Source organism: Candidatus Omnitrophota bacterium (assembly GCA_028712255.1).
Taxonomy (GTDB): Bacteria; Omnitrophota; Gorgyraeia; order Gygaellales; family Profunditerraquicolaceae; genus UBA6249.
Map to the genome: position 1 here is coordinate 44,853 of JAQTQJ010000006.1, position 25,266 is coordinate 70,118.

Annotated in this window: 26 protein-coding genes; all 26 read left to right on the plus strand. The window is 38.1% G+C overall.

Annotation, left to right across the window (positions count from 1 at the left end; translation table 11 throughout):
• Positions 1 to 6 precede the first annotated feature (6 nt).
• The 26 genes from trxB to lptD all read left to right on the plus strand — a co-directional run bounded on the left by trxB (position 7) and on the right by lptD (position 25,265).
• Positions 7 to 915: a thioredoxin-disulfide reductase gene (gene trxB / locus PHC29_03955; protein ID MDD5108648.1), complete on the plus strand. Its 909-nt coding sequence runs from the start codon at positions 7 to 9 to the stop codon at positions 913 to 915.
• A gap of 4 nt (positions 916 to 919) precedes the next feature.
• On the plus strand, positions 920 to 2,716 hold the full coding sequence (locus PHC29_03960) for a phosphoenolpyruvate carboxykinase (GTP) (protein MDD5108649.1): 1,797 nt from the start codon (positions 920 to 922) through the stop codon (positions 2,714 to 2,716).
• On the plus strand, positions 2,706 to 3,590 hold the full coding sequence (locus PHC29_03965; protein MDD5108650.1) for a phosphoribosylaminoimidazolesuccinocarboxamide synthase: 885 nt from the start codon (positions 2,706 to 2,708) through the stop codon (positions 3,588 to 3,590). The genes PHC29_03960 and PHC29_03965 overlap by 11 nt, the downstream gene beginning before the upstream one ends.
• A 14-nt stretch (positions 3,591 to 3,604) precedes the next feature.
• Complete coding sequence (locus PHC29_03970; protein MDD5108651.1) at positions 3,605 to 4,591, plus strand: lysylphosphatidylglycerol synthase transmembrane domain-containing protein; 987 nt, start codon at positions 3,605 to 3,607, stop codon at positions 4,589 to 4,591.
• Positions 4,536 to 5,021, plus strand: coding sequence for an NYN domain-containing protein (locus PHC29_03975; GenBank protein ID MDD5108652.1), 486 nt, complete (start codon positions 4,536 to 4,538; stop codon positions 5,019 to 5,021). Before PHC29_03970 ends, PHC29_03975 begins: the two co-directional genes overlap by 56 nt.
• Before the next feature lie 104 nt (positions 5,022 to 5,125).
• Positions 5,126 to 5,803 (plus strand): hypothetical protein, encoded by a 678-nt coding sequence (locus PHC29_03980; GenBank protein ID MDD5108653.1) that lies wholly within the window; start codon positions 5,126 to 5,128, stop codon positions 5,801 to 5,803.
• Positions 5,804 to 5,874: 71 nt separating this feature from the next.
• A complete protein-coding gene (locus PHC29_03985) occupies positions 5,875 to 6,162 on the plus strand; it encodes a GIY-YIG nuclease family protein (GenBank protein ID MDD5108654.1) in 288 nt (95 codons plus the stop codon).
• Positions 6,159 to 7,358, plus strand: a complete 1,200-nt coding sequence (gene miaB, locus PHC29_03990; GenBank protein MDD5108655.1) for a tRNA (N6-isopentenyl adenosine(37)-C2)-methylthiotransferase MiaB — start codon at positions 6,159 to 6,161, stop codon at positions 7,356 to 7,358. Before PHC29_03985 ends, miaB begins: the two co-directional genes overlap by 4 nt.
• Positions 7,352 to 7,951 (plus strand): tetratricopeptide repeat protein, encoded by a 600-nt coding sequence (locus PHC29_03995; protein MDD5108656.1) that lies wholly within the window; start codon positions 7,352 to 7,354, stop codon positions 7,949 to 7,951. Before miaB ends, PHC29_03995 begins: the two co-directional genes overlap by 7 nt.
• Positions 7,908 to 8,120: an SPOR domain-containing protein gene (locus tag PHC29_04000; protein ID MDD5108657.1), complete on the plus strand. Its 213-nt coding sequence runs from the start codon at positions 7,908 to 7,910 to the stop codon at positions 8,118 to 8,120. The genes PHC29_03995 and PHC29_04000 overlap by 44 nt, the downstream gene beginning before the upstream one ends.
• A 5-nt stretch (positions 8,121 to 8,125) precedes the next feature.
• Positions 8,126 to 9,046, plus strand: coding sequence for a tRNA (adenosine(37)-N6)-dimethylallyltransferase MiaA (gene miaA / locus PHC29_04005; GenBank protein ID MDD5108658.1), 921 nt, complete (start codon positions 8,126 to 8,128; stop codon positions 9,044 to 9,046).
• Positions 9,028 to 10,287 (plus strand): GTPase HflX, encoded by a 1,260-nt coding sequence (gene hflX / locus PHC29_04010; GenBank protein ID MDD5108659.1) that lies wholly within the window; start codon positions 9,028 to 9,030, stop codon positions 10,285 to 10,287. The genes miaA and hflX overlap by 19 nt, the downstream gene beginning before the upstream one ends.
• Before the next feature lie 79 nt (positions 10,288 to 10,366).
• Entirely contained in the window at positions 10,367 to 10,624 is a 258-nt protein-coding gene (locus PHC29_04015; GenBank protein MDD5108660.1) for a MerR family transcriptional regulator, read from the plus strand.
• A gap of 128 nt (positions 10,625 to 10,752) precedes the next feature.
• A complete protein-coding gene (locus tag PHC29_04020; protein MDD5108661.1) occupies positions 10,753 to 11,487 on the plus strand; it encodes a hypothetical protein in 735 nt (244 codons plus the stop codon).
• Between the two features lie 5 nt (positions 11,488 to 11,492).
• A complete protein-coding gene (gene grpE, locus PHC29_04025; protein MDD5108662.1) occupies positions 11,493 to 12,008 on the plus strand; it encodes a nucleotide exchange factor GrpE in 516 nt (171 codons plus the stop codon).
• Between the two features lie 27 nt (positions 12,009 to 12,035).
• A complete protein-coding gene (gene dnaK, locus PHC29_04030; protein ID MDD5108663.1) occupies positions 12,036 to 13,958 on the plus strand; it encodes a molecular chaperone DnaK in 1,923 nt (640 codons plus the stop codon).
• A gap of 71 nt (positions 13,959 to 14,029) precedes the next feature.
• A complete protein-coding gene (gene dnaJ, locus PHC29_04035) occupies positions 14,030 to 15,196 on the plus strand; it encodes a molecular chaperone DnaJ (protein ID MDD5108664.1) in 1,167 nt (388 codons plus the stop codon).
• A gap of 77 nt (positions 15,197 to 15,273) precedes the next feature.
• The gene (locus PHC29_04040; GenBank protein ID MDD5108665.1) at positions 15,274 to 15,531 is read left to right on the plus strand and encodes a zinc ribbon domain-containing protein; all 258 of its coding nucleotides are present in this window, start codon (positions 15,274 to 15,276) and stop codon (positions 15,529 to 15,531) included.
• Positions 15,532 to 15,649: 118 nt separating this feature from the next.
• Entirely contained in the window at positions 15,650 to 16,939 is a 1,290-nt protein-coding gene (locus PHC29_04045; protein ID MDD5108666.1) for a DUF1015 domain-containing protein, read from the plus strand.
• A gap of 2 nt (positions 16,940 to 16,941) precedes the next feature.
• Positions 16,942 to 17,781 carry an acetyl-CoA carboxylase, carboxyltransferase subunit beta gene (gene accD / locus PHC29_04050; GenBank protein ID MDD5108667.1) on the plus strand — a complete coding sequence of 280 codons (840 nt, stop codon included), beginning with the start codon at positions 16,942 to 16,944 and terminating at the stop codon, positions 17,779 to 17,781.
• A 235-nt stretch (positions 17,782 to 18,016) separates the two neighbouring features.
• Positions 18,017 to 19,120 (plus strand): sn-glycerol-3-phosphate ABC transporter ATP-binding protein UgpC, encoded by a 1,104-nt coding sequence (ugpC, locus tag PHC29_04055; protein ID MDD5108668.1) that lies wholly within the window; start codon positions 18,017 to 18,019, stop codon positions 19,118 to 19,120.
• 140 nt (positions 19,121 to 19,260) lie between these two features.
• A complete protein-coding gene (locus tag PHC29_04060) occupies positions 19,261 to 20,442 on the plus strand; it encodes a sensor domain-containing diguanylate cyclase (GenBank protein MDD5108669.1) in 1,182 nt (393 codons plus the stop codon).
• Positions 20,430 to 21,425: a GGDEF domain-containing protein gene (locus PHC29_04065; protein MDD5108670.1), complete on the plus strand. Its 996-nt coding sequence runs from the start codon at positions 20,430 to 20,432 to the stop codon at positions 21,423 to 21,425. The genes PHC29_04060 and PHC29_04065 overlap by 13 nt, the downstream gene beginning before the upstream one ends.
• Before the next feature lie 51 nt (positions 21,426 to 21,476).
• On the plus strand, positions 21,477 to 22,403 hold the full coding sequence (locus PHC29_04070; GenBank protein MDD5108671.1) for an ROK family protein: 927 nt from the start codon (positions 21,477 to 21,479) through the stop codon (positions 22,401 to 22,403).
• A complete protein-coding gene (gene fsa / locus PHC29_04075; protein ID MDD5108672.1) occupies positions 22,400 to 23,059 on the plus strand; it encodes a fructose-6-phosphate aldolase in 660 nt (219 codons plus the stop codon). Before PHC29_04070 ends, fsa begins: the two co-directional genes overlap by 4 nt.
• The gene (gene lptD, locus PHC29_04080; GenBank protein ID MDD5108673.1) at positions 23,049 to 25,265 is read left to right on the plus strand and encodes an LPS assembly protein LptD; all 2,217 of its coding nucleotides are present in this window, start codon (positions 23,049 to 23,051) and stop codon (positions 25,263 to 25,265) included. Before fsa ends, lptD begins: the two co-directional genes overlap by 11 nt.
• Position 25,266: the final 1 nt, after the last annotated feature.

Genomic DNA, 25,266 nt, shown 5'->3' on the forward strand with positions numbered 1-25,266 from the left:
TGTAAAATGCATGATTTAATTATTATTGGCGCAGGGCCTGCGGGTTTAACCGCGGCTCTTTATGCTGGCCGTAGCAGGCTGGATACATTGTTGATTGAGAAAATGGCTGTCGGCGGCAGGATACTTATGAGTGAGTCAATAGAAAACTATCCGGGTTTTCTTGGTGGAGTTTCTACGCATGAGTTGATGGGGAAGATGGAGGCGCAAGTTAGGGATTTAGGAGTCAAAATTATAAATGATGAAGTTTTGGATCTAGATTGTTCTAAAAAAATAGTTAAGACTACCAGCACGGCCTATGAAGCCAGCGTAATTGTTATCGCCAGCGGTGCAGCTCCTAGAAAATTAAATGTTGAAGGTGAAGGAAAATATACCGGACGTGGTGTTTCGTATTGCGCTACTTGTGACGCGCCTTTTTTTAAGGGAAAAAAGGTGGTAATTATTGGGGGAGGAAATGCCGTTGCCGAAGAGGCAATATATCTGAGCCGTTTTGCCAACTCAGTGAGCGTGGTTCACCGCCGTCAGGATCTACGCGCTACAGAAATCTTGCAGGAAAAGATGCGGCAGAATAGTAAAATAAATTTTATTTTAAGCAGCGTGGTTACGCAAATTAAGGGAACGCAGAAGGTGGAGGCAGTTACAATTAAAGATATTTTAACCGGAAAAGAGAGTGATTTTAATTGTGACGGAGTTTTTATTTACATCGGATATGTTCCGGAAACAGTATTTCTGAAATGTAAATTAGAAATGGATGAAACAGGCCTAATTCTTACGGATGAAAATATGGCTACTTCGGTTGAAGGGGTGTTTGCCTGCGGAGATTGCCGTAAAAAAGGGTTATATCAGGTAATTAATGCCTGCGGAGATGGCGCAGTGGCAGCTGATTCTGCTTATAAATTCATTGCAAATAAGAGGTAAACGCATGGGGCAGTATCCTACGACAAATAAGAAATTAGTTGATTGGGTAGATAAAATGGTTAAGCTTTGCGGGCCGGACAGGATAATTTGGATTAATGGTTCTGATGAGCAAAAGCTGGCACTTGAGAAAGAATCTGTGAGTTCTGGTGAATTAATCCGCTTGAATCAAGAAAAGTTGCCGGGGTGTTTCCTACATCGCAGCGCCCAGGATGATGTTGCCCGGACCGAGCATCTAACTTTTATTTGCACCAAGAAAAAACACGATGCTGGCCCAAATAATAATTGGATGTCTCCGGCTGCTGCCTACAGAAAGGCCAAGGCAATTTTTAAAGGAGCAATGGCTGGCAGGACGATGTATGTTATTCCCTTTTCGATGGGTCCGGTGGGTTCTTCTTTTAGTAAAATCGGAGTAGAATTAACTGATTCACAATATGTAGTTTTGAATATGTTAATTATGACCCGCTGCGGAGATGCGGTGTTAAGGCAGCTGGAAAAAGACGATGGTTTTACCAAATGCCTTCATTCAAAAGCCGAATTAGATATAAAAAAGAGATTGATCCTGCATTTTCCAGAAGATAATACCATTTGGAGTGTAGGTAGCGGTTATGGGGGAAATGTTCTTTTAGGAAAAAAATGTTTGTCTTTGCGAATTGCCAGTTTTATTGCTAAAAAAGAAAAGTGGATGGCAGAACATATGTTGATTATGGGTATAGAAGAGCCTAATGGGCATGTTGAATATATTGCCGCGGCATTTCCCAGTGCCTGTGGTAAAACTAATCTGGCGATGATGATTCCGCCTGAAGGCCTTAAGAGTAAAGGTTATCGTATTTGGACTGTGGGGGATGATATTGCCTGGATGCGTGTTGATTCCGACGGTTCGCTTTGGGCGATTAATCCTGAAACAGGATTCTTTGGTGTTGCTCCTGGAACAAATTCTAAATCAAACCCGAATATGGTTGAGACAATAAAAAAGAATACTATCTATACTAACGTGCTTTTAAAACCGGATAATACCGTTTGGTGGGAAGGTGCTGATGAAGAAATACCCACTCAAGGTATTGATTGGAAAGGCAAGCCTTGGAAGCCTAATACTTTGGATGCGGAAGGAAAATCCGTTAAAGGAGCCCATCCGAATGCTCGTTTTACGACTCCGATTACAAATTGTCCTTCGGCTTCATTTAGGCTGGAACAACATCATGGGGTGCCGATCTCAGCGATTATTTTTGGTGGCAGGAGGGCACATGTTGCTCCGCTTGTTTATGAATCATTTAATTGGCAGCATGGTGTATTTGTAGGTGCTACTATGGGGTCAGAATTAACTGCTGCCCAGGTGGGGAAGATTGGGGCAGTGCGCCGCGATCCTATGGCTATGCTTCCGTTTTGTGGTTATAACATGGCCGAGTATTTTAAACATTGGTTGAACATGGGAAAACTTATGGTCAAATCCCCAAAAATCTTTCATGTTAACTGGTTCCGTACGGATGAACAAGGTAAATTTTTATGGCCTGGTTTCTGTGAGAACTTAAGGATTTTAGAGTGGATATTGGATCGCTGCAATAATAAGGTAGACGCGATGGAAACGCCAATTGGCTATATCCCGTATCCTTTTAATATTGATATGACCGGTCTTGATCTTTCTGAAGATGTATCCGAGCAACTCTTTAAGATTAATAAAGAGGAGTGGTCGGAGGAGCTAAAGGGAATAAATAAATTCTTCTGTAACTTTAAGAAGGACCTGCCTAAAGAGCTCTGGGAGGAGTATCATGCTTTAGAGAAGAGATTTAAGAATAATGCCAAATAAGCTCCTTTTAAAAACAGATTTTAAAGATTTAAAGCTTTGGCGGCGCGGTAAGGTTCGGGATGTTTATGATTTAAGTGATAAGCTTTTAATAGTCTCAACAGACCGTATATCTTGCTTTGATGTAGTTTTACCCACCGGTATTCCAGATAAAGGTAGGATCTTAACGGATATTTCAATATTTTGGTTTGATCTTATTAAAGATATTATTCCGAATCATCTGATTTGTACCGATGTGGATAAATATCCCGTTGAATTAAAAAAATATAAAGAAGATTTAGTGGGCCGTTCAATGTTAGTTTTGAAAACTAAGCCTTTTCCAATTGAATGTGTTGTGAGAGGGTATTTATCTGGTTCAGGTTGGAAAGAGTATAAAGAGAAGCAATCGGTTTGCGGAATCGGACTTCCTAAGGGGTTAAGGGAATCAGATAAATTACCCCAGGTTTTATTTACTCCCACTACTAAAGCAGATGTTGGCCATGATCAAAATGTTGACCAAAAATATGTTGAGGATTCGGTAGGCGTAGAAACCGCTCAGTGCCTGAAGAAAACAAGCATAGATGTTTATAATCGTGCCAGTAGTTTCGCTTTGGAGAAGGGGATTATTATTGCCGATACAAAATTTGAATTTGGTATGCATGATAATCAGATGATTATCATTGATGAGGTGCTTACTCCGGATTCATCGCGTTTTTGGCCGCTTGATCAGTATAAACCCGCAGGGCCTTGCCCAAGTTTTGATAAACAATTTGTCCGGGATTATTTGGAAACTTTAGCCTGGGATAAAACGCCGCCTGCCCCTGAATTGCCTGAAGAAATAATCAATAAAACAAGAGAAAAATACTTGGAAGCTTACCGAAAATTGACCTTAAAATAAATTTAAGAATAAAAATGAAGAGATTCAAAGGAGTATTAGCTGTTTTATTAAGAATCGGAATAAGTGTTATACTTCTGGTTCTTTTGTTTAAGTTTAACAAGATTGATGTCCACACGCTGATCTTGGATATAAAAGGAGCAAATAAATTTTTTTTATCAGTAGGTTTTGTAGCCTTCTTTTTCATTTATCTCCTTGGTTTCTTACGTTGGCAAATGTTACTTAAAGCAGCCGGTATTAATATCCCTCTGGGTCGCTTGATTAGTTCTTTTTCGGGAGGTATTTTTTTTAGTGTTTTTTTACCTTCGACAATCGGAGGTGATTTTGTCAGAACTGTTGATCTTGCCGGACACACAAAGAAGGCAAAAGAGGTTATTGCTACTGTTTTTTTGGATAGGCTAAGTGGCTATATTGGCCTTGTGTTTGTAGTTTTACCTGCACTTTTTTTAGGTAGGAAATTGATATTGGATAAAGTTGTTTTCAGCTCTGTTTTTTTCATTATAGCATTATTAGTTATTATTTTGTTGGTCTTATTTAATAATTACATTTATTCCAAGATTACCAAGTTTTTAACTACACCTAAGTCAAGCAAGATAAGGGAAGTTATAAAAGATGTGCATCAAGAGATTCACGTTTTTGGCAATCATAAGAAGATAATTATTCTTAATCTGGCTACCTCTTTTCTCATACAAGTTCTTTCACCTCTGTGTGTTTATTATATTGGGCTCTCTTTGGGGATAAAAATAAGCTTTATTTATTTCCTTATTTTTTTACCGATAATCGGGGCAATTACTTTACTTCCTATTGCTGTCGGAGGTTTAGGTTTAAGAGAAGGTTTGTTTGTGGTATATTTTGCTAAAGCGGCAGTTGTAAAACAATTAGCTTTGGCTATGTCACTTTTATCTTTTTCCTTTATCGTTTTTTATGGAGCTATCGGAGGACTCATCTATGTCCTTACAGTACATCATCGACGCATACAACCTGATAAATCATCCCCGGTTTAGGCCACAAAAACAATCAATTAACATCCAGTATTCACTGGCAGATTTTATCAGATTCAACAAATTATCTGGAAGTAAAAATAACGAAGTTATTCTTGTTTTTGACGGGTATCCTCCGGCAGGACGAGAGATCCCTGAAGAAGCTAATTTAACTTGTGTGTTTTCGCAAAAAAAAGAAGCTGATGAGCTGATAAAAAAAATAGTTGAAAATTCTTCTCAACCGAGGAATATTATTGTGGTTACTGACGATAAAGAAGTTCAGATAATGAGTAAGTTTTTGCATGCTAGGGTATCTAGTGTGGAGGAATTTATTTGCGGTAAGGAGAATAAAAAGATAATTTGCGCTAAAATTTCAGATGCAGGTGATTTGAAGTTGACTTATTCTGCGATGCAGAAGATAAATGCGGAACTCAAAAAGAAATGGTTAGGATAGACAGATTGGAGTGCTCTATAAGTTGAAGCTGTATTAAATTCTTGACATAACTGTCTAGTTATGTTAACGTTATATAAATAGTAGCACTAAAAAAGGAGGGTAATATGAGTAGTTGGCAAGTGGTTCTATTAGAACCTGCGCGAACAGTATTGTCTCAAATCAGCCAATTTATGGTTAATGCGTTACTGGTGATCATTATCCTGGTTATTGGTTGGTTACTTTCCAAGGTTATTAGGTCTATTGTCGGTAAAGCTCTTAAGCTAATCAAGATCGATGATATCTCTGAACGCATAGAACTTGATAAACTGCTTGGAAAAGGGGGAATAACCTATTCTTTATCCGATCTGATCGCCGGGATTTGTTATTGGCTTGGCCTTTTGATAACCTTTATGGTTGCGATTAATGCTGTGGGAGTAACTATTGCTGCTGATTTATTAAAACAAGTTATCCTTTATATCCCCAATGTTATTGCAGCGTTGTTTATTTTGATCCTGGGGATGTTTGTATCGACTTTATTGAAGAATATCGTGCAGACCGCGGCTAACAATGCCGGTTTAAACCAGGGTAAGCTTCTGGCCCAGATTGTTGAAACCATAGTGATTGTTTTTGCGGTCCTTATTGCATTAGAACAACTAAAGATTGGTATTACTATAACCGAATTAACTATTTCCATAATCCTAGGTTCTTTGGGTTTGGGTTTAGCTTTGGCTTTTGGTTTAGGGTGCAAGGATATTGCCGGAAAGTATGTGGCAGAGATGGTGGAAAAACTAAAGAAAAAATAATGTTCTTGGTCTTAGTTTAATAAATAAACCCCGTGCCTTTTGGTGCGGGGTTTATTTTTATACTTAAAGCTATGGTAAGAAATGGTAATTTTAAGCGTAGCGGAAAGTTTTGGGTTTATATACTCGAGTGTAGTGATGGCACTTATTATACAGGTTATAGTTCTGATATCGGCAAGCGCATTGAGCTGCATAATAAAGGTAGAGGTGCAAAATATATCAGAGGTAGAGGGCCGGTTAAGTTGGTGTGGAGTAGGAAGTATAGCTATTTTAGGAAAGCATTTTTAGAGGAAAAGCGGATTCAGTCATTGACAAGAGCACAGAAGGAAGAATTGGTAGGAATAAGGTGTATTAGATTATGAATAAGGAATTTAAACAAAAAAAAGTATTTATACGCACCTTCGGCTGTCAAATGAACACCAGAGATTCTGAAGTTATCTCAGGATTACTTCAGAAAGCTGGCTATGAAATTTGTATTGATGATAACGAGGCGCAGGTTGTTATTTTTAATACTTGTTCGGTGCGAAAACACGCAGAAGACAGAGTGTGGAGTTTAATCGGGGCGTTAAAAAATCTTAGGGACAGTCCCCGTTCGGGGACAGTCCCTATTATTGGTTTGGTTGGCTGTATGGCTCAGAATTATAAAGAGAAGGCTTTTGAGAGAGATGCGAATATAGATTTTGTGGTTGGGCCGCAGGATATTGGGAAAATTCCTGAGATACTTGAGAAGATATTAAAAACAAGGGGACAGTCCCCAAAAGACGGGGACAGTCCCCTTTTATTAGAACGCAAGATTTGGGAAACGGATAATAGTATTCGGCCGGATGAGATTTATCATACGGGATTCCATCAGGAGAAAAACCACGGGTTCGTTGTTATTTCTGAAGGCTGCTCTAATTTTTGTTCATATTGCGTTGTGCCATATGTGCGCGGCCCGCTGCGCCATCGAACAAAAGAAAGCATATTAAAAGAAATACGTGAAGCTATAGCGCAGGGGATTACCCGGATAACCCTCTTAGGGCAAAATGTGAACGCTTATCAGGATAATAAAGTTAATTTTACTAATTTGCTTGAGCAGATTAATGCGCTTGAAGGCTTGAAAGAATTAGATTTTTTTACCTCCCACCCAAAAGATGCTACAGCTGATTTATTTAAAGCAATCCGGGATCTGGATAAATTAGCTAAAAGGCTGCACTTGCCATTGCAATCAGGCTCGGATAGGATCCTTAAATTGATGAATCGGGGTTATTCTGCAAAAGAATACTTGGTTTTAATCGATTCTTATCGTAGAATTGTTAAAGGCGGTTTGTTGACTACAGATATTATTGTTGGATTCCCAACTGAGACAGATAAAGAGTTTAAAGAAACTTCTGATTTAGTCAGAAAAATTAGATTTAACTCTGCCTATATTTTTAAATATTCGCCTCGGCCAAAAACCGAAGCGGCAAAGATTACTGAAGATTTAAGCCTTGATAAAAAAGAAAAACGGCATAGAGAGTTGTTGGACTTACAAAGGAGTATCTCCAATAAATTAGGTAAGAAGCGTAAAACATGCTAAAAGATAAATTCTTTATAATTATTTTTCCTCTTTTTATAATTCCTGTTGTTTGCTGGGCAGCGAATATGGATAGTATTAAGGTCGATTTCTTAGAAGGTAATTATCTCAGGGTTATTTTTGAAGCGCAGGCTCAAGTAGACCATCTTAATATTGTGGGAGCTGATGAATTAAACTACATTTTAGGCTTAAGCTATCTTAAGGAGCTAAAATTAGAGCAAGCCCAGGATTGTTTTAAACGCATATCAGGTGGTTTATCAGGTAAGTTTAAACAGCAGGCTGAATTGGGATTAGCAGATACCTATTTAATCGGAGGTAGATTCCAAGAAGCAGAGGTTATTTACAACAAACTGATTAGCGATGCGCCAGATAGCAGCCAAAAAGCGGCGATTCTGTACCGGTTGAGCCAGTTAGAGTTTAAAAAGGGCAATAACCAGCAGTCAAATGATTATTTATCGAAATTAAGAAGGGAGTTTCCCTTAAGCCCGGAGTTAAGATTAAATAGAGGTTTAGTTTTCAGGGATAAACCGGCAGCTTCTATAGCAGATACAGGTGAATACTCTGTGCAGGTGGGTTTTTTTTTCCAACAGCACTAATGCTGATATTTTAAAAGATAAATTACTGGCTACAGATTTTCCAGCTTATATTGAAAACTCCGGCGGTGCTTACAGGGTTAAAGTAGGCAGGTTAAAGTCGCTTAAAGAGGCCCAGGATTTAGAAGACAGGCTCTCCAAAGAAGGTTATCAAACCAAGATCTACCCGTAGATTTTATGCTAAAGAAAAAAATAATTTTTCTCGTTGGCCCCACCGGTATAGGTAAATCCGCGGTAGCAATCAATTTGGCTAAAAAAATTAATGCCGAGATTATCTCTTGCGACTCCATGCAGGTATACCGTAAAATGGATATTATTACCTCTAAAGTAACACTAGCCCAGAGGAAAAAAGTCAGGCACCACTTGCTTGGGATAGTTGAGCCGAGCAAAGAGTATAATGTGGCTAGGTATCGTAAAGATGCGTTGTCGATTTGCGATAAGCTTATTTTAAAAGGTAAGGTTCCATTGTTTGTCGGAGGGACTGGGCTATATTATTCGATTATTATAGACGGATTATTCCCGAAGGTTCCGGAAGATAAATTGATTCGCGCAAAATTAAATAGACAACTAGGCATTAAAGGAAGTAGCTATCTTCATGATAAGCTATCTAAGATTGATCCGGATGCTTCTAAGAAAATTCATCCTAATGATGCAAGGAGGATTATTCGTGCACTGGAAGTATATTTAAAAACAGGTACACCAATTTCAGTTTTACAAAAAAGCAGGGTTGGTTTAGGCAGGGAGTATGAAATAGAAGTTTTTGGATTGAATTTAAAAAGACAATTGCTTTATGATAGAATTAATCGAAGAGTTGATAGAATGTTTCATCTGGGTTTAATAAATGAGGTAAAATCTCTCCTTAAGCATAAATTGAGCAAAACTGCTACAGGCGCTATCGGTATCAGTGAATTAAAAGATTATTTTAACGGTCTACATTCTTTAGAGGATTGTAAGTGCCTTATACAGTTAAATAGCCGCCATTATGCCAAGCGTCAACTTACATGGTTTAGGAAAGACAAACGTGTTGTGTGGATGAATATTAATAATAATGAAACACCTCAAAGGATCGCTTTAAAGTTATGGAAAAAGCTCTTCTAGTTAGCATTCAGATAAAAACAGATAAAGGCCACTGGCGTATTGAAGATACTTCTTCAGAATTGGAGGAGTTGGCTCGTTCAACTTCTGTTGAGGTAATTGAAAATATAATTTCTATTTGCCAAAATGCCACGGCTAATTACCTTATTGGAAAAGGCAAAGTTGAAGAGATCAGCGCTATTGCTAATGAAGAAGGTGTTGATACGGTAATTTTTAGCCATGACCTAAGTGGTACCCAACAGCGTAATCTCGAAAGAGCTATCGGTAAAAAAACAATTGACCGTACGCAGTTGATTTTAGATATTTTTAGCCGGCGCGCAAAAAGCCCTGAAGGCAAGATGCAGGTAGAATTGGCTCAACTGCAGTACTTGCTTCCACGCCTTAGCGGTAAAGGGGTAATGCTTTCTGATTTAGGAGGCGGTATTGGAACTAGGGGGCCTGGTGAAACTAAACTTGAGATGGACCGCCGTCAAATAAGAAAAAAAATTGACAAATTAAAGGATGATTTAAAAAATTTCAGTTTTCATAGGCAGACAATACGTAAAAAAAGAAAGGCTAACAATTTACCTTTGGTTGCTTTGGTTGGTTATACTAGCGCAGGCAAATCCACCTTGCTTAATCTTCTTACTAACTCTACTCAAATTACCTCAGAGAAATTATTTACTACCTTGGATCCTCTTTCTAAGAGTTTACAGCTTCCAAATGGGCAAAATATCATTGTTTCTGATACTGTCGGTTTTTTACATGATCTTCCCCATCATTTGATAGAAGCTTTTAAGGCAACTTTGGAAGAGGTCAATGAAGCTGATTTGTTAATCCATGTTTTAGATACAGCTGATAGCCGGCTTTACCAACATAATCAGGCGGTACAAAGTGTTCTGAAGGAGTTGGGGGCAAGTAGTGTGCCAATAATTGTAGCATTAAATAAAGTCGATCTTATCGAGGACCGTAGCTGGTTAGAAGTTTCAAAACAGGATTTTGGAGAATCTGTTTTTATATCAGCCAAAACAGGAGAGAACTTAGATTTGCTGGTTTTTAAGATAGAAGGATATTTTTCCAGCCTTATGATAACTTTAAAAATAATTATTCCACATCGCCGCATGGAATTAGTAGATTTTTTTTATCGAATGGCCAAAGTAAATAAGATCGATTATTTACAGGAAGGCATAAGAATAGAGCTAACGATTTCTCGGGAACTCTACAATAAAATCGGTGAAGATAAAGATATAAAAATTATCTATTAGATTATCTAACAAAAATAATTATTTTACTTGACAAATATTAATGAATATGTTAATATTACTTACGTGAGGAGGGAAAAAGATGACAGTGTTTGGATTCAAGATTCCCCCTGAAGAACCGGTTTATGTAATTAGTGTGGTTTGTAAGCTGGTTGACATTCCTGTTTGGACATTGCGGCAGCTAGATAAGGCAGGAGTTGTTGTCCCTAAGCGTATTGGTAAAAAAAGCCGGCTTTATTCATTAAAGGATTTAAAGAAACTGGAATATGTGCATTATTTGATGGAAAAAAAACGCGTTAATATCCATGGAATAAAAATTATCTTAAGAAAGGAGGAATAAAATTTTTTTTACCTATAAGTTAGCACTCTTGGGATTTAACTGCTAATTTTATTGACAAAATAGTAAATTGTGTTAAAATTTCTCTCTTAGTAATAATGTAGATAAACCATTGAATTGGAGAGAAATAAGTGCGTACTGTTGATTATAGTTCCCGCAGGAAGTCGGTATTAAGTTCGGCAATTAACCGTTATATCAAGAATGCGCTTCCTGTTGCTTCTGAAGATATTGCTCAGGAGTTTGATTTAAGTTCGGCGACTATAAGGAATATATTCTCTGAGCTTGATGATTCAGGGTATTTGAAGCATCCCTATACCTCGGGTGGAAGAATTCCTACAGGTAAAGGGTATCGTTATTATGTAGATTTTCTCACCCAGCAGATTGAGCTTATGGATGATGAAAAACAGCGTATTTTAAAAGATTGCAGAAAAAAAATGCGCCGGCTTGAAGACGCCCTGGAAAACACCTCGGAAGTAATCTCTGAAATTACCCACTTTGCCGGAATTGTTTCATTTTTAGAGTGGCAGGAGAAAATGTTTTATAAAGGGATTAGCCGAATATTGGATCAGCCGGAGTTTAGAGATGTTGATAAAATACGCCTTTTGGTTGGGTTAATAGAAGATAAAAAACGGCTCTTAGACATTATTAATCGCGATTTTTCAGGTAAAGTGAAGGTTTATATTGGAAGCGAATTAGGTTTCCCAGAAATGGAAAATTGTTCTTTAGTAGTTTCCAGTTTTAAGATGAAAGATCAGCCTTCGGGTAGGCTTGCGGTACTGGGCCCGATGCGTATGGAATATAACCATATTATTCCAACTATGGAGTATATCTCAGAAGTTTTAAGTCAAGTATTGGAAGATTTTTAACAAATATGGAAGAGAAAAAGAATAATAAAGAAGAGGAAAAGACAGTTACCTTAAAAGAAGCCGAATACCTGGCGCTTTTAGAAGAAGCAAAAAAAGGCAAAGAGAGTTGGGATAAAATGCTCAGGAATCAGGCTGATCTTGAGAATACGCGTAAACGTATTGATCGAGAAAAACAGGAATTTGTAAAATTTGCCAATGAGGGTTTGGTGTTGGATTTACTTAACGTGTTGGATGACCTGGAGCGTTCGGTAAATTTAGCAGAGGCTAGTAAAGAGGACTTGCCTGCTTTTTTAAAGGGCGTAGAAATGATCCTTGCGCATCTTTATGAGATGTTAAAGGAACATGGAGTAAAACCTATTGAGGCTGAAGGAAAAAAATTCGACCCCAATTATCATGAAGCTTTAATGCAGGTTGAGAATAAAGATTTACCGGAGCATACAATAATTGAAGTTCTACAAAAAGGATATTTAATTCATGAGCGGGTGCTTAGAACCGCTAAAGTCAAAGTTTCCAAGATTTGATACTTTGACTCGTAAAAGGAGGAAAACATGGCAAAAGTTATCGGTATTGATTTAGGAACGTCTAATTCGGCGGCTGCGGTTATGGAAGGCGGCAGGCCGGTGATTATTCCTTCGGCAGAAGGCGCAGGAGTTGCTTCAGGTAAGGCATTTCCGTCTTATGTTGCATTTACCAAAGATGGCACTCGCCTGGTAGGCGAGCCGGCAAGGCGCCAGGCCGCAATTAACGCTGAAGGGACAATTCAAGCGGCTAAACGTAAGATGGGCACGGATTTTAAATTCAAGGCTTATGGTAAAGAATATACTCCCCAGCAGATCTCTGCATTTATTTTGCAGAAAATTAAACAAGATGCTGAAAGTTATCTTGGGGATAAAGTTGAAGATGTGGTAATTACCTGTCCTGCTTATTTCGATGATAATCAGCGTCAGGCAACTAAAGATGCTGGCGAGATTGCAGGGCTGAAGGTCTTGCGTATAATTAATGAGCCTACGGCAGCATGCCTCGCTTATGGTTTAGAAAAAGCCGGTAAAGAACAAAAAATTATGGTTTTTGACTTAGGCGGCGGAACCCTTGATGTTACAATTATGGAGATGGCTCAAGGCGTATTTCATGTTCAGTCAACAAGCGGTGATACTCAGCTTGGCGGCACAGATATGGACAAAGTTCTTCTTGACCATATCGTCGGACAATTTAAGCGCGAAACAGGTATTGATTTAATGAGCGATAAAATGGCAGTGCAGAGGGTGCGTGAAGCTGCTGAAAAGGCTAAGATTGAATTGTCGTCTACTGTTAGCACAGATATCAACCTGCCTTTTATTACAGCTGATTCTACTGGACCTAAGCATTTAACTATGAACATCACTCGTGCAAAATTAGAGGATTTGGTTGGGCCAATTATTGATCGATGCCGTCATCCTATGGAGCAGGCTTTAGGAGATGCTAAATTAACTGCAAAAGAGGTTGACCGCATTATTATGGTCGGCGGGCCTACGCGTATGCCTATTGTGCAAAAATTTGTTGAAGATTATGTGGGCAAAAAAATTGAACGTGGTGTTGATCCGATGGAGTGTGTTGCTTTAGGGGCAGCTGTCCAAGCAGCGATTATTACCGGAGAGGTTAAGGATGTGCTTCTTCTAGATGTCACTCCTTTATCCTTAGGCATTGAAACATTGGGTGGAGTAAATACTAAATTAATAGAAAGGAATGCTTCAATTCCTACACAAAAGAGCCAGGTATTTTCAACTGCAGCGGATAATCAGACGGCTGTTACTATTCGAGTTCTACAAGGTGAACGTCAATTGGCAGATGATAATGTGGAATTAGGCAGGTTTGATTTAGTAGGTATTCCTGCTGCTCCACGCGGCGTTCCGCAGATTGAAGTAAAATTCGATATTGACCGCGATGGAATCGTGCATGTTTCAGCCAAAGATTTAGGTACTGGTAAGGAACAATCCATTCGTATCAGCGCCCCTAAGAAATTATCTAAAGAAGAGATTGATAAGATGGTTCGTGACGCGGAGAAGTTTGCATCTGATGATGCCAAAAAGAAAGAAGAAATAGAAACCATTAATCAGGCGGATAATTTGGTATATGCTACAGAAAAATCCCTAAAAGATTACGGGGATAAAGTTGGCCAGGCTGAACGGGCTGATATTGAGGCAAAAGCTAACGATCTAAAAGCAGCAATTAAAGATAAAAATGTAGATAGAATTAAGAAAGGCATGGAGGATTTAACTAAAGTTTCACATAAGCTTGCTGAGGAGATTTACAAGCAGGCTGCTGCTAAACAACAGCAATCACAGCAAGGCCAAGCAGGTCCTGGTGCAGGACAACAGGATGCAGCTCAAGAATCAGGGAATAAGTCTGCCGCAGGCGGATCCGCCTCCGGCGGAAAAGATGAAGATATTATTGATGCTGAGTATAAAGAAGAAGATAATAATGGGAAGAAATAAATAGTGCTGGAGTTTAAAGATGGTCCCAGGACTTTTTTAATGTTCTGGGACCATTTAAGTTTAGGAAAATAATTATGTCAGTCAAAGGTGATTATTATCAAATTTTAGGAGTGCAGAAAACTGCCAGTATCGATGAGGTAAAAAAGGCTTATCGTGAGATGGCGCTTAAGTTTCATCCTGATCGCGTCCCTCTTGATCAAAAAAAAGAAGCCGAAGATAAATTTAAAGGAATATCTGAGGCTTATGCAGTTCTTTCGGATCCTTCAAAACGGGATCTTTATGACCGTTATGGCCATTCTGGTATTGACCAGAAATATGCCCAAGAAGATATTTTTAGAGGTGCTGATTTCAGCAGTATCTTTAGGGAGATGGGTGGAGGTTTTGCAGGAGGCTCAAGCATATTTGATGAAATATTCGGTGATTTAGGTTTTGATATTTCAGGTTCTCGGCAATCTAGGCCTGGGTCATCCAGGCGCCGCGGTAGGGATCTGCAAATTGCAATTGAAATTTCGCTTGAGGAAGTAGCACAAGGTATTGAGAAAATAATAACGGTACCTCGCTATGAAACCTGTATGAGTTGTTCTGGAAGCGGCGCTAAAAGTGGAACAAAAAGAACTACTTGCCCACAATGTAGAGGAGCAGGTAAAACAGTAGTTTCAAATGGTTTTTTTCAATTAGCTCAGACTTGTTCACGTTGCGGTGGTGAAGGCTCAATAATTGGAACTCCTTGTCCGGATTGTCGCGGAGAAGGTAGAGTTAAAGTTACTAAAAAAATTAACGTTAAAATTCCGGCTGGAGTGGATAATGATTCTCAACTACGCGTCCGGGGAGAGGGTGAGGCAGGGGTAAATAGCCGAGGAGATTTGTATGTGGTTATAGAAGTCAGGGAACATGAAATTTTTCAAAGGCATAATAATGATATCACAACTTCTGTTAATATAAGTTTGGCTAAAGCTGTTTTAGGAGGTGAAGTTGAAGTTCCCACTCTAGGGGGAAGATTGACAATGAAAGTGCCTGCCGGTACACAACCAGGTAAAACTTTTCGTCTTAAAGGTAAAGGAATACCGGATTTACATTCTCGGGATATCGGTGATGAGTTAGTGAGAGTAGAAATTGATATTCCCACAAGATTATCTGCTCAGCAAAGGCAGTTAATTGAGGAGTTTGCCCGTCTTAGTGGTGAAGATTTAGGAGGAAAGTCAAGTTTTACAGATAAATTTAAGAAAACGTTTCGTTAAATAATACATACGCCCGGTGATAGTGCACCCCGCGCTAATTGGAATTGCGCGGGTGTCCTCCCGGTGGAGGAGATAATATGCCTACTTATGAATACGAATGCTTATCCTGCAAGCATAAATTTGAAATTTTGCAGAGTATAACAGCAAAACCTAAGACGAAGTGTCCGGAATGTGGCAAGAAGCTAAAAAAGTTAATTAGTGGTTCAGCAGGATTTATTTTTAAAGGAACTGGTTTCTACGCTACTGATTATAAGAAAGCAGCTAAACCTTCAAAAGGCCATGTTACTGCCTGTCCTAAAGCAAGCGAAGGTTGTTCGGGTTGCCCTGGGCATTAAATCAAGAATAAAGGGGACGGTTCTATTTTTCCGTCGTTTATATGATGGAAAATAGAACCGTCCCCTAGATTTACATTTTTATTGTTTTTGTTGTTTTCTGTGGTAAAATGTTTCCTCAATGACTAAAATTAAGGCATTAAAAGCAGTAGTCTATAATCAAGAAAAGATTGGTAATCTTAAGCAAGTTGTCTGCCCACCGTATGATGTAATCTCATCAGACGCTCAAGAGATGTTCCATGAGCGTTCACCGCATAATTTTATTCATATACTTTTAGCTAAAGATTCTGCCTCGGATGATAAATATCAGAGAGCAGGAGTAATTTTCCGCCAGTGGCTTAAAGATGATATTCTTATTCAAGATGAGCGTCCAGCCGTGTATTTCTATGTTCAGCAATATATCATTCGTGGAGAGAAAAAGACTCGTTTAGGATTTATTTCTTTGCTTAGGCTTGGAGATGAAAAAGGCTCAGTTGTTTTTGGCCATGAAAACACACATAATGCGGCAAAACTTGATAGGCTTAAGCTAATTAAGCAGGTAAAAGCCAATCTTAGCCCGATTTTTATAGTCTTTTTAGATAAAAAACGTATTATTCAAAGGACATTCCAGAAATATATTCCTTCTCAAAAAGCTTTTATTGAAGTCGTTGATGATGAAAAAACTGTGCATAAATTATGGAGAGTTGATGATCCGGCCACACTTAACATAATTGAAACAAGTACTAATGACGAGAATATGTTTATTGCCGATGGCCATCATCGTTATGAGGTTTCATGCGCCTATCGTGATCTTATGCGCGAAAAACTCAAAAGTCAATTTACCGGCGAAGAGGATTTTAATTACTGCTTAGCATATTTTACCAATACAGACCCGCATGGTTTGTCTATTTTACCCATTCATCGGCTACTCAAATTAGATGCTACTTTTGATCTGGATGATTTTATTACTGGCGCCAAAGAATATTTTGATGTTGATCAGGTTAAAGACAGAACTCGCTTCTTTTTTCTTATGGAAAAAGCCGGTTGTACAGAACATTTAATAGGGTTATATAAAGATAGGAAGTATTTCCTTTTACGCTTAAAAAATGTAAAAATTTTAGATAAGTTAATTACCGATAAGCCTAAAGAGTATAGGGCCCTTGATGTAGCTATTCTTAACTATCTGGTATTAAAGAATATCTTAAAACTCGATTTAAATAATTTACCGAATATAAAATATAGCCCTGATTCAGCGGAATTTTTAGAAGAAGTAGACAAGGATTCATTAAATATCGCTTTTTTCTTGAATCCCGTTAAAATCGACCAGATTATCAATGTTGCCCTTGGAGGCAACAAGATGCCTCCAAAATCTACTTATTTTTATCCCAAGGTTCTTTCAGGCCTAGTGGTTAACAAATTGGAGAAATGCTAGATATGGCTTTGTTTGGAAAACCTAAATATACTATTGTGCGTTTAAAGAAAAAAGTTATGCCCGACGGGTTATGGACAAAATGTGAGGGATGTTCTGAGACGCTTTATAACAAAACTCTGGACGATAATTTCAAAGTTTGTCCTAAATGTAATTATCACTTCAGCCTTACCGCATATGAAAGAATTAGCTTATTATTTGACAAGGATAGTTTTTCTGAATTTGACAATGATATATCCTCAGTTGACCCCTTGGATTTTAAAGGTCCAAAGACCTATAAGGAAAAATTGAAGCAGGATCAGGAAGCTACCGGGTTAAAGGATGCAGTTGTATCCGGAGAAGGTAAAATTAATCAGAAGAAGGCGGTCGTCGCCGTAACCGATTCACGTTTTATTATGGGATCTATGGGATCGGTAGTGGGAGAGAAAATAACCCGGGCGGTTGAATATGCTACAAAGAATAAGTTGCCTGTGATTATTGTATCTGGCTCAGGAGGGGGAGCGCGCATGTATGAAGGTATGTATAGCCTTATGCAAATGGCTAAAACTTGCGCTGCCTTATCGTATCATCACAAAGCAAACCTACCTTATATTTCCATACTTACTAATCCGACGATGGCTGGAATTATGGCTTCATTTGCAAGTGTTGGAGATATAATTATGGCTGAGCCAAAAGCATTGATTGGTTTTACCGGGCCCAGGGTCATCGAACAGACTATCCGGCAGAAACTTCCGGTTGGTTTTCAGCGTTCGGAATTTTTGCTAGATCATGGGCTTATTGATATGATAGTTGATCGTAAAAAGATGAAGGATATTTTAACTCAATTACTTGACTATTTTTGTTAATTTTGTATAATAATAGAGTTTGGGTTTATAAAAGAAAATAAGTTATATTCGGCTTTAATTAGCACCTGGCCCTTATTGGATTTGGGCCAGTGTTCGCTGTGGCGAAGAATTGCGCCGGTGTTACCCAGGTTGGTGCGTCGACTCGTAACAAGCTTTAAAATTTTGATACCAAAATTTTAAAGCACTCGTCGACGTCTCACTAGATAAAAAATCAAGGTGCTCGAGGAGTAATCAAATGGCTCAGGTAAGTTTAAATAATGTTTGTAAGATTTTTCCGGGGAATGTCCTGGCGGTCAATAAAGTAAATTTAGGTATTGAAAATAAAGAGTTTATGGTTTTGGTCGGGCCTTCTGGCTGTGGTAAATCCACTACCTTAAGGATGATTGCTGGTTTAGAGGAAATAAGTTCAGGGAATATCTATATTGGGAATAAGCAGGTTAATGATGTCCCCGCAAAAGACCGCGATATTGCTATGGTTTTTCAGAATTATGCCCTTTATCCTCATATGACAGTAGAAGAAAATATGTCATTTGGCCTTCGCCTTAGGCGTATTCCAAAACAGGAGATCATTCAACGGGTTAATGAGGCTGCCGAAATTTTGGGAATTAAGCGCCTTCTGAATCGTAAACCACGGGAGCTTTCAGGAGGAGAACGCCAGCGCGTGGCAGTAGGAAGAGCGATTGTAAGGAAACCCATGGTTTTTTTATTTGATGAACCTTTAAGTAATCTTGATGCTAAGATGCGTGTGCAGATGCGTACTGAAATACATAAGTTACATATAAGATTACAGACAACAATTATTTATGTAACCCATGATCAAGTTGAAGCTATGACAATGGGAGATCGTATTGCCGTAATGAAGGATGGAGTGATTTCGCAATTAGGTGATCCGATTGATGTATATGACCATCCAAAAAATAAGTTTGTTGCTGGTTTTATTGGTTCTCCTCCTATGAATTTTATGATGGGTAGGATTATTAAAAAAGAAGGCAAGTTATATTTTGATGAAGGTAAGATCCAGGTTAAACTAGTTGAAGATATGTATAAAAAAATGACTAGTTATATAGGTATGGAAGTATTTTTTGGGATCCGCTCTGAGGATATTTACGATAAATTGTTTGTCTCGCAAGCCCCGCCGGAAAATATCGTTAAGGTAAACTGTGAGGTGTTTGAACCAATGGGCTCAGAGGTTTATCTCTACCTGAATACGGGTAAACATACCTTTATTGCTCGCGTAGGTGCTCATGATCGTCCACGTGTCAATCAGGAAATGGACGTAGTTTTTGATATGAGCAAGGTGCATTTTTTTAATAAGAGCACCGAAGAAGCTATAATTTAAAGCTTTTAAAGCTTTAAAGTTTAGCTCAAGTAAAGCGTCTTATGAGTCAAAAAAACTCATCCCGAAAGCTCCTTTTTCTTCTAATCATTCCAATTTGTTTTCTGATATGTAACTTTTTATTTTTTCACGAAAGGATTAATTTGGTTACCCTTATGGGTTTTATTTTGGGTAATATAATTATTTCTTCCTATCTTTTTAAGTTTTCAGACTGCCGAATATCAATAATTAACTCCGGGCTTGAACATACGACTGAGCAGATAAATATTGCCAATTCCGAAATTAAAAAATTCCAGGAACTCAAAGATGCCCTCACGTTTAAGATAACCCGCTATAGTAACCTGAAAAAAATAATCGAAGACATTAATGTTTCCTTAAAGACCGAGTCAGTTGTACGCGTATTAAGTTATGCAGTTTATTCATTAATTTCAAATGGCCAGGGGACTGCTTTATTCTACCTAGTAGATAACCAGTATCAAAAATTAAACCTAGTATATTCGATAAAGGATAATTCTGATTTGGTTATTCTTACCAAAGAAGGAGACATTTTTGATCAGTGGGTTTTAAGGCATTCCACTTGGCTTATCATCGAGGATCTGAAAAATGATTTCCGTTTTGATTTGGAGAGTATCCGTTTTCAGGATGAGCGGGATATCCTCTCATTGATTAGCGCACCGTTAATCAGTCATAATTCCTTGCTTGGGCTTTTACGGCTTGAAAGTAAAAAAAGTGGCTCTTTTAATCAGGATGATTTGCGGTTTCTTGCGCTGGTAGCTGATCTTGGGGCCGGAGCATTGGAGAATAGCTTACTTTTCCATAAAAAACAGGAACTGGCAATACATGATGATTTAACTTCTTTGTACACCAAGCATTATTTTATTAGCCGCTTGAAAGATGAGGTTAAACGATGCCAGCGGCTGGATCAGTATTTATCCTTAATGATGATCGACATCGATTTTTTTAAGCAATATAATGATAAATTTGGCCATACTGCCGGAGATATTGTTTTAAAGAAGGTCAGTTTATTGCTTAAAGACTGCTTAAAGGAATTTAATCCTTTATTATGCCGTTTTGGCGGGGAAGAATTTTTAGTTATGTTATCAGGGCTAAACAAGCAGAAAGCATCGATTATCGGTGAGCAGTTGCGCCGAAAAATTGAGAATGAAACTATTATATTGCGCCGTCATGATACCCGAATAACTGTTTCCATTGGGATTGCTAATCTGCCGCTTGATACAAAAGATGATGATGAGTTAGTCCAAAAGGCCGATAAAGCTATGTATAAAGCTAAAGAAAAAGGGAGAAATCAAGTATGTTCCACATAGCATTATTTTTTCTCCTATCAATCCTTTGGTATATGTTTTTGCGGGATTTTTTTTCAGAACGTATCAGGTCTCTGGAAAATCAAAATACACAAAAACTCGATGAGCTTGCTATTTTAACTAATTTAAAAGAAAATTTAATATCGGAGAATACACAACTTGATAAAAAGCTTGCAGATACCCTGGCGCTTTATGAGTTGACCAAGGATATTTGTAAGAGCTTGGAAGAAGAGAAGGTTTTCTCTATTTTTAATAAAAACCTGAAGAAATATATTGAAATAGGGGATTGCCGCTATATCAAGGAGGCTGCTGATCTCATTAAATATAAGGATTATACGATTCTGCCTTTGAATATCGAAGAAAATCAAATAATTGGATATCTTGCAGTAGATAGGATATTGGAGTCCGATAAAGAAAAATTTGGGATTTTGGCACAGCAACTTTTAATTGGATTAAGAAGAGCGCTCCTTTATGAAAAAGTTCAAAGCATGATTATTACTGATTCACTTACAGGCGTTTATTGCCGAAGGTATTTCCTGGAGCGTTTTAGCGAAGAACTAAGGCGTTCAAAGAGAAATAAACTGCATTTAACTTTTCTTATGATAGATATAGATAATTTTAAGCAGTTTAACGACCGATATGGGCATTTGGTAGGAGACGCCATATTGCGTAAAGTTTCTAAGATTATAAACGACGCAGTCAGGCAGATTGATTTTATCGGCCGCTATGGAGGAGAAGAGATTTCTATTGTTTTAACTGAAACAGATAGGGATCAGGCTAATTTTGCCGCTGAACGTATACGTCAGGCAATCGCAGGGGCTTTGATAAAAATTTATGACGAGGAGCTAAAGGTTACTGTAAGCATAGGTGTTTCTACCTTTCCGGACAATGCTTTAAATATGCAAGATCTAATTGATATGGCGGATCAGGCATTGTATTTAGCAAAAGAGACTGGCAAAAATAAAGTTTGTTTTTCTCCTGCCTAAAAATGAAGTTATCCCTTGAAATGAGGTGTTTTTTAATATAGAATACCACCCATGGTTAAAAAATTTATTATTGGAATAGATCTAGGCGGTACAAATTTAAAGTGTGCCTTGCTTGATAGTAGTTTAAAAATTAAGGCCAAAAACTCTTTTAGCACAAAGAGTTTTGATAATAAGCAAAAGATTATTTATGGGATTAGTGATTCGATTGACAGTTTTATTTTTAACCAGGGATTATCCAAATCTGCTATTTTGGGGATAGGGATAGGATTACCTGGGCCGGTAGATACTTTTAAAGGCTTAGTACATTTTTTGCCCAACATTACTGGATGGAAGAATGTAGAGCTTAAGGAGATTTTGGAACAAAAAACCAAACTGCAAGTTGTCGTTGATAACGATGCTAAGCTTATGGCTTTGGCTGAATATAAAGCAGGGTCAGCAGCTGGATATATGAATGCCATATGTTTAACTTTAGGGACAGGAGTTGGAGCAGGATTGATTATTAATGGAGATCTATACCGGGGACAGGATAACGCTGCTGGAGAACTTGGCCATCTTCCTATCAATGAAACTGGCCCTCTTTGTGGCTGCGGAGCAAAGGCTTGCCTTGAGGCCTACATTGGAAATACTTCAATTACGAAAGAAGCACATAAGATATTTGGTTCAGGAACCTCTCTTGAAGATGTTAGCCAAATGGCAAAAGATAATAATCTTAAGGCGATAAAATTTTGGTATGCAATTGGAGAAAAATTAGGTTTGGCTTTAGCCGGGGTCGTGAATTTACTTAATCTTGATGTGATTGTGATTGGTGGCGGAGTAGCTTGTGCCGGGAAAGTTTTGTTTGAAAGCGTTAAAAAAACTATTTTTTCGCGCGCAATGAGCGTTCAGGCAAAAAGAGTAAAAATATTAAAAGCTAAATTAGGTATTAATGCCGGAATAATTGGGGCGGGATATATGGTTAAGGAGAGGCTGGTAAAATGAAAATTTTTATCGATACAGCAAGCATTAAAGAGATTAAAGAGGCCACAAGCTTAGGCCTTATTGATGGGGTAACGACTAATCCTACACTTATGGCAAAAGAAGGGCGTAATTTTCAAGAGGTATTAAAAGAAATCTGTGGAATGGTTTCTGGGCCGGTAAGCGCTGAAGTGATTAGCCTAGATGCTCAAGGAATGATGGAAGAAGCGCGGCAATTGATTAAAATTGCTAAAAATATTGTGATTAAAATCCCGCTTACCAAGGAAGGATTGAAAGCGGTGAAAATTTTATCGGCTGAAGGAGTTAAAACGAATGTTACTCTTTGTTTTTCTGCTGCCCAAGCTTTATTAGTGGCAAAGGCAGGAGCAACTTATGTATCTCCTTTTATCGGCAGGCTTGATGATATCGCCAAAGAAGGAATGGATTTGATTGCGGATATAAAGAAAATATATGTAAATTATAATTTTAAGACTCAGATAATTGTCGCTTCTGTGCGTAACCCGATGCATGTGGTTAATGCCGCTTTGGTCGGAGCGGATATCTCTACGATTCCTTTTCTAGTAATCGAACAGTTGATTAAACATCCTTTAACGGATATCGGTATCAACAGGTTTTTGGAAGATTATAAAAAAATCCCCCAGGGAAATAATGTTAAATAATTTTAAACTAGTCAATTTATTGGGTTGTGTTCTGGCATTTTTATTATTGTCGTGCGGTTTGGTAACTGCCGAAGAGAATAAAGAATCCCCGATAATTATTAATGGTGATAATGTTGAGTATTCTGCTGACAACAGAGAAGTTACTGCTACCGGGAATATTGAAGTTACTTATAAGGGGTCAAAATTAACTTGTAATAAGTTAAAAGTCAATATGCAGACAAAAGAGGGTTTAGCTGAAGGTAATGCCCGTCTCCAAGATTCAAAAGGAGTAGTTACTGGAGAAAAAATAATTTATAATTTTGCAAATAAGACAGGTGTAATTCTTAATGCTGATTTCCGAGCTAATCCCTATTTTGGAAAAGCCAAAATTGTAGAGAAGGTAAGCGATAGTGAATTTATAGCCAAAAGAGGGTATTTTACTACCTGTAGCATGGATCAGGTTCATTATCGTCTTGCGATAAAGAAGTTAAACATGTTTCCTGGAGATAAAACGCAAGCAAAGCAGGTTACTCTTTATCTTGGTACCGTCCCCGTTGCCTATCTTCCATGTTTTAACTATTCAATGAAGGAACCATTTATGCATGTTCAGGTTGAGCCAGGTAAAAGAAAGGATTGGGGTCCATATGTATTGAGTGCCTGGCGTTATAATATTACGGATAATATCGATGGCAGGCTTCTGCTTGATTATCGTAATAAATTGGGGTGGGCAGAAGGTTTTTACTCAAATTACAGGACTCCGGGTGTAGGAAAGGGCGAATTTAAGTTTTACTATACGAATGAAAAACCTAGTAACCAAGCAGGGAATGCATCTACGGAATATCAACGTTATTTTATGCGTTGGCGCCATAAATGGGATATAGACCAGCGCACTAATTTTATTGCTGAATTTCTTAAAATTACAGACAAAAGATGGAAGGATGATGTGAAACCGTCTAACCGTAATTTCCTAAAGGATTATTTTTTCCGTGAATATGAGAAAGATTCTCAACCTCTAAGTTATGCATTGTTTCATCACGCTTTTAATTATTCAAGCCTCGATGTAATTTTGCAGGAACGCACAAACCACTGGTTTGATCAAATTGAAAAAACCCCGGAGATAAATTATAACCTGCCAAGCTTGCAACTGGGCCAGACACCATTTTATTTTGAAAATATAAGCCAGATGGGTAATTATAATAAAAAAGGTTCAACCATGTCTCCTGTAACCAATGATGCTGTTACGGTGGCGCGTTTAGACACCAAGAATACGTTATCCCGTCCAATGAAGGTTTCTTTTGTGCAATTTAGGCCTTTTGTTTCCAGCCGCCAGACCTTTTATGACAAGGGAGCAAACGGACAGGATGGTATTGTGCGTACGATTTTTTATAGTGGCGCAGATATGAGCACTAAATTTTATCGTGTATTTAATGTTAAAACGGATTTTTTAGGTTTAGATATTAATGGCTTAAGGCATGTAATCACTCCCACAATTGGGTATCTGTATACTCATGTGCCTACTATTCCTGCAAGCAACATAAAACAGATTGATACCGTTGATTTCATAAACCGTGGTAATACTGCTTCCCTGGGCCTATCAAATAAACTGCAGACCAAACGTGGCGGCCAGAGTATTGATTTTGTAGATTTATTAGTTACGACAGAATATGTGCTGGATCCGAAATCCGGGGATAACGCATTTTTGAATAATCCCACCAACAAACTTTCCAGCCAGCTTTCTGATATTCTTTTTAAATTAAAAATACTTCCTTATTCTTGGATGCGTTTTGAAGGGGATGCTACTTACGAGCATTCTGATCATGATTCTGTTAACTATAACAGTTTTTCTCTGGTTAATTATGATATAGGTATCGACCTTGATAAAGATCGTACAATGATTTTTGGGCAGCGCTATGAGAGGAAGGGGAAAAACGAAGTTACTGCAGGTTTCACTTGGCGGCTTAGCCCAAAATGGAAATTTGGCATTTATGAGCGGTATAATTTTAAGAAAGTAAAAGATTCTACTGGTGCAGTTATTCTCGATAGTGGTTCGCAGGAACAGGAATATACTTTAACCCGTGACCTGCATTGTTGGGAGTTGGATATTACCCTCAACAAAAAGGATATCAGCGGGACTAGTATATTTTTTACCTTTAGGCTCAAAGCTTTTCCTGAAAACGAATTTGGGTTTGACCAGTCTGTAAGCGAAAAGAAATCCGGAGCTCAATAGA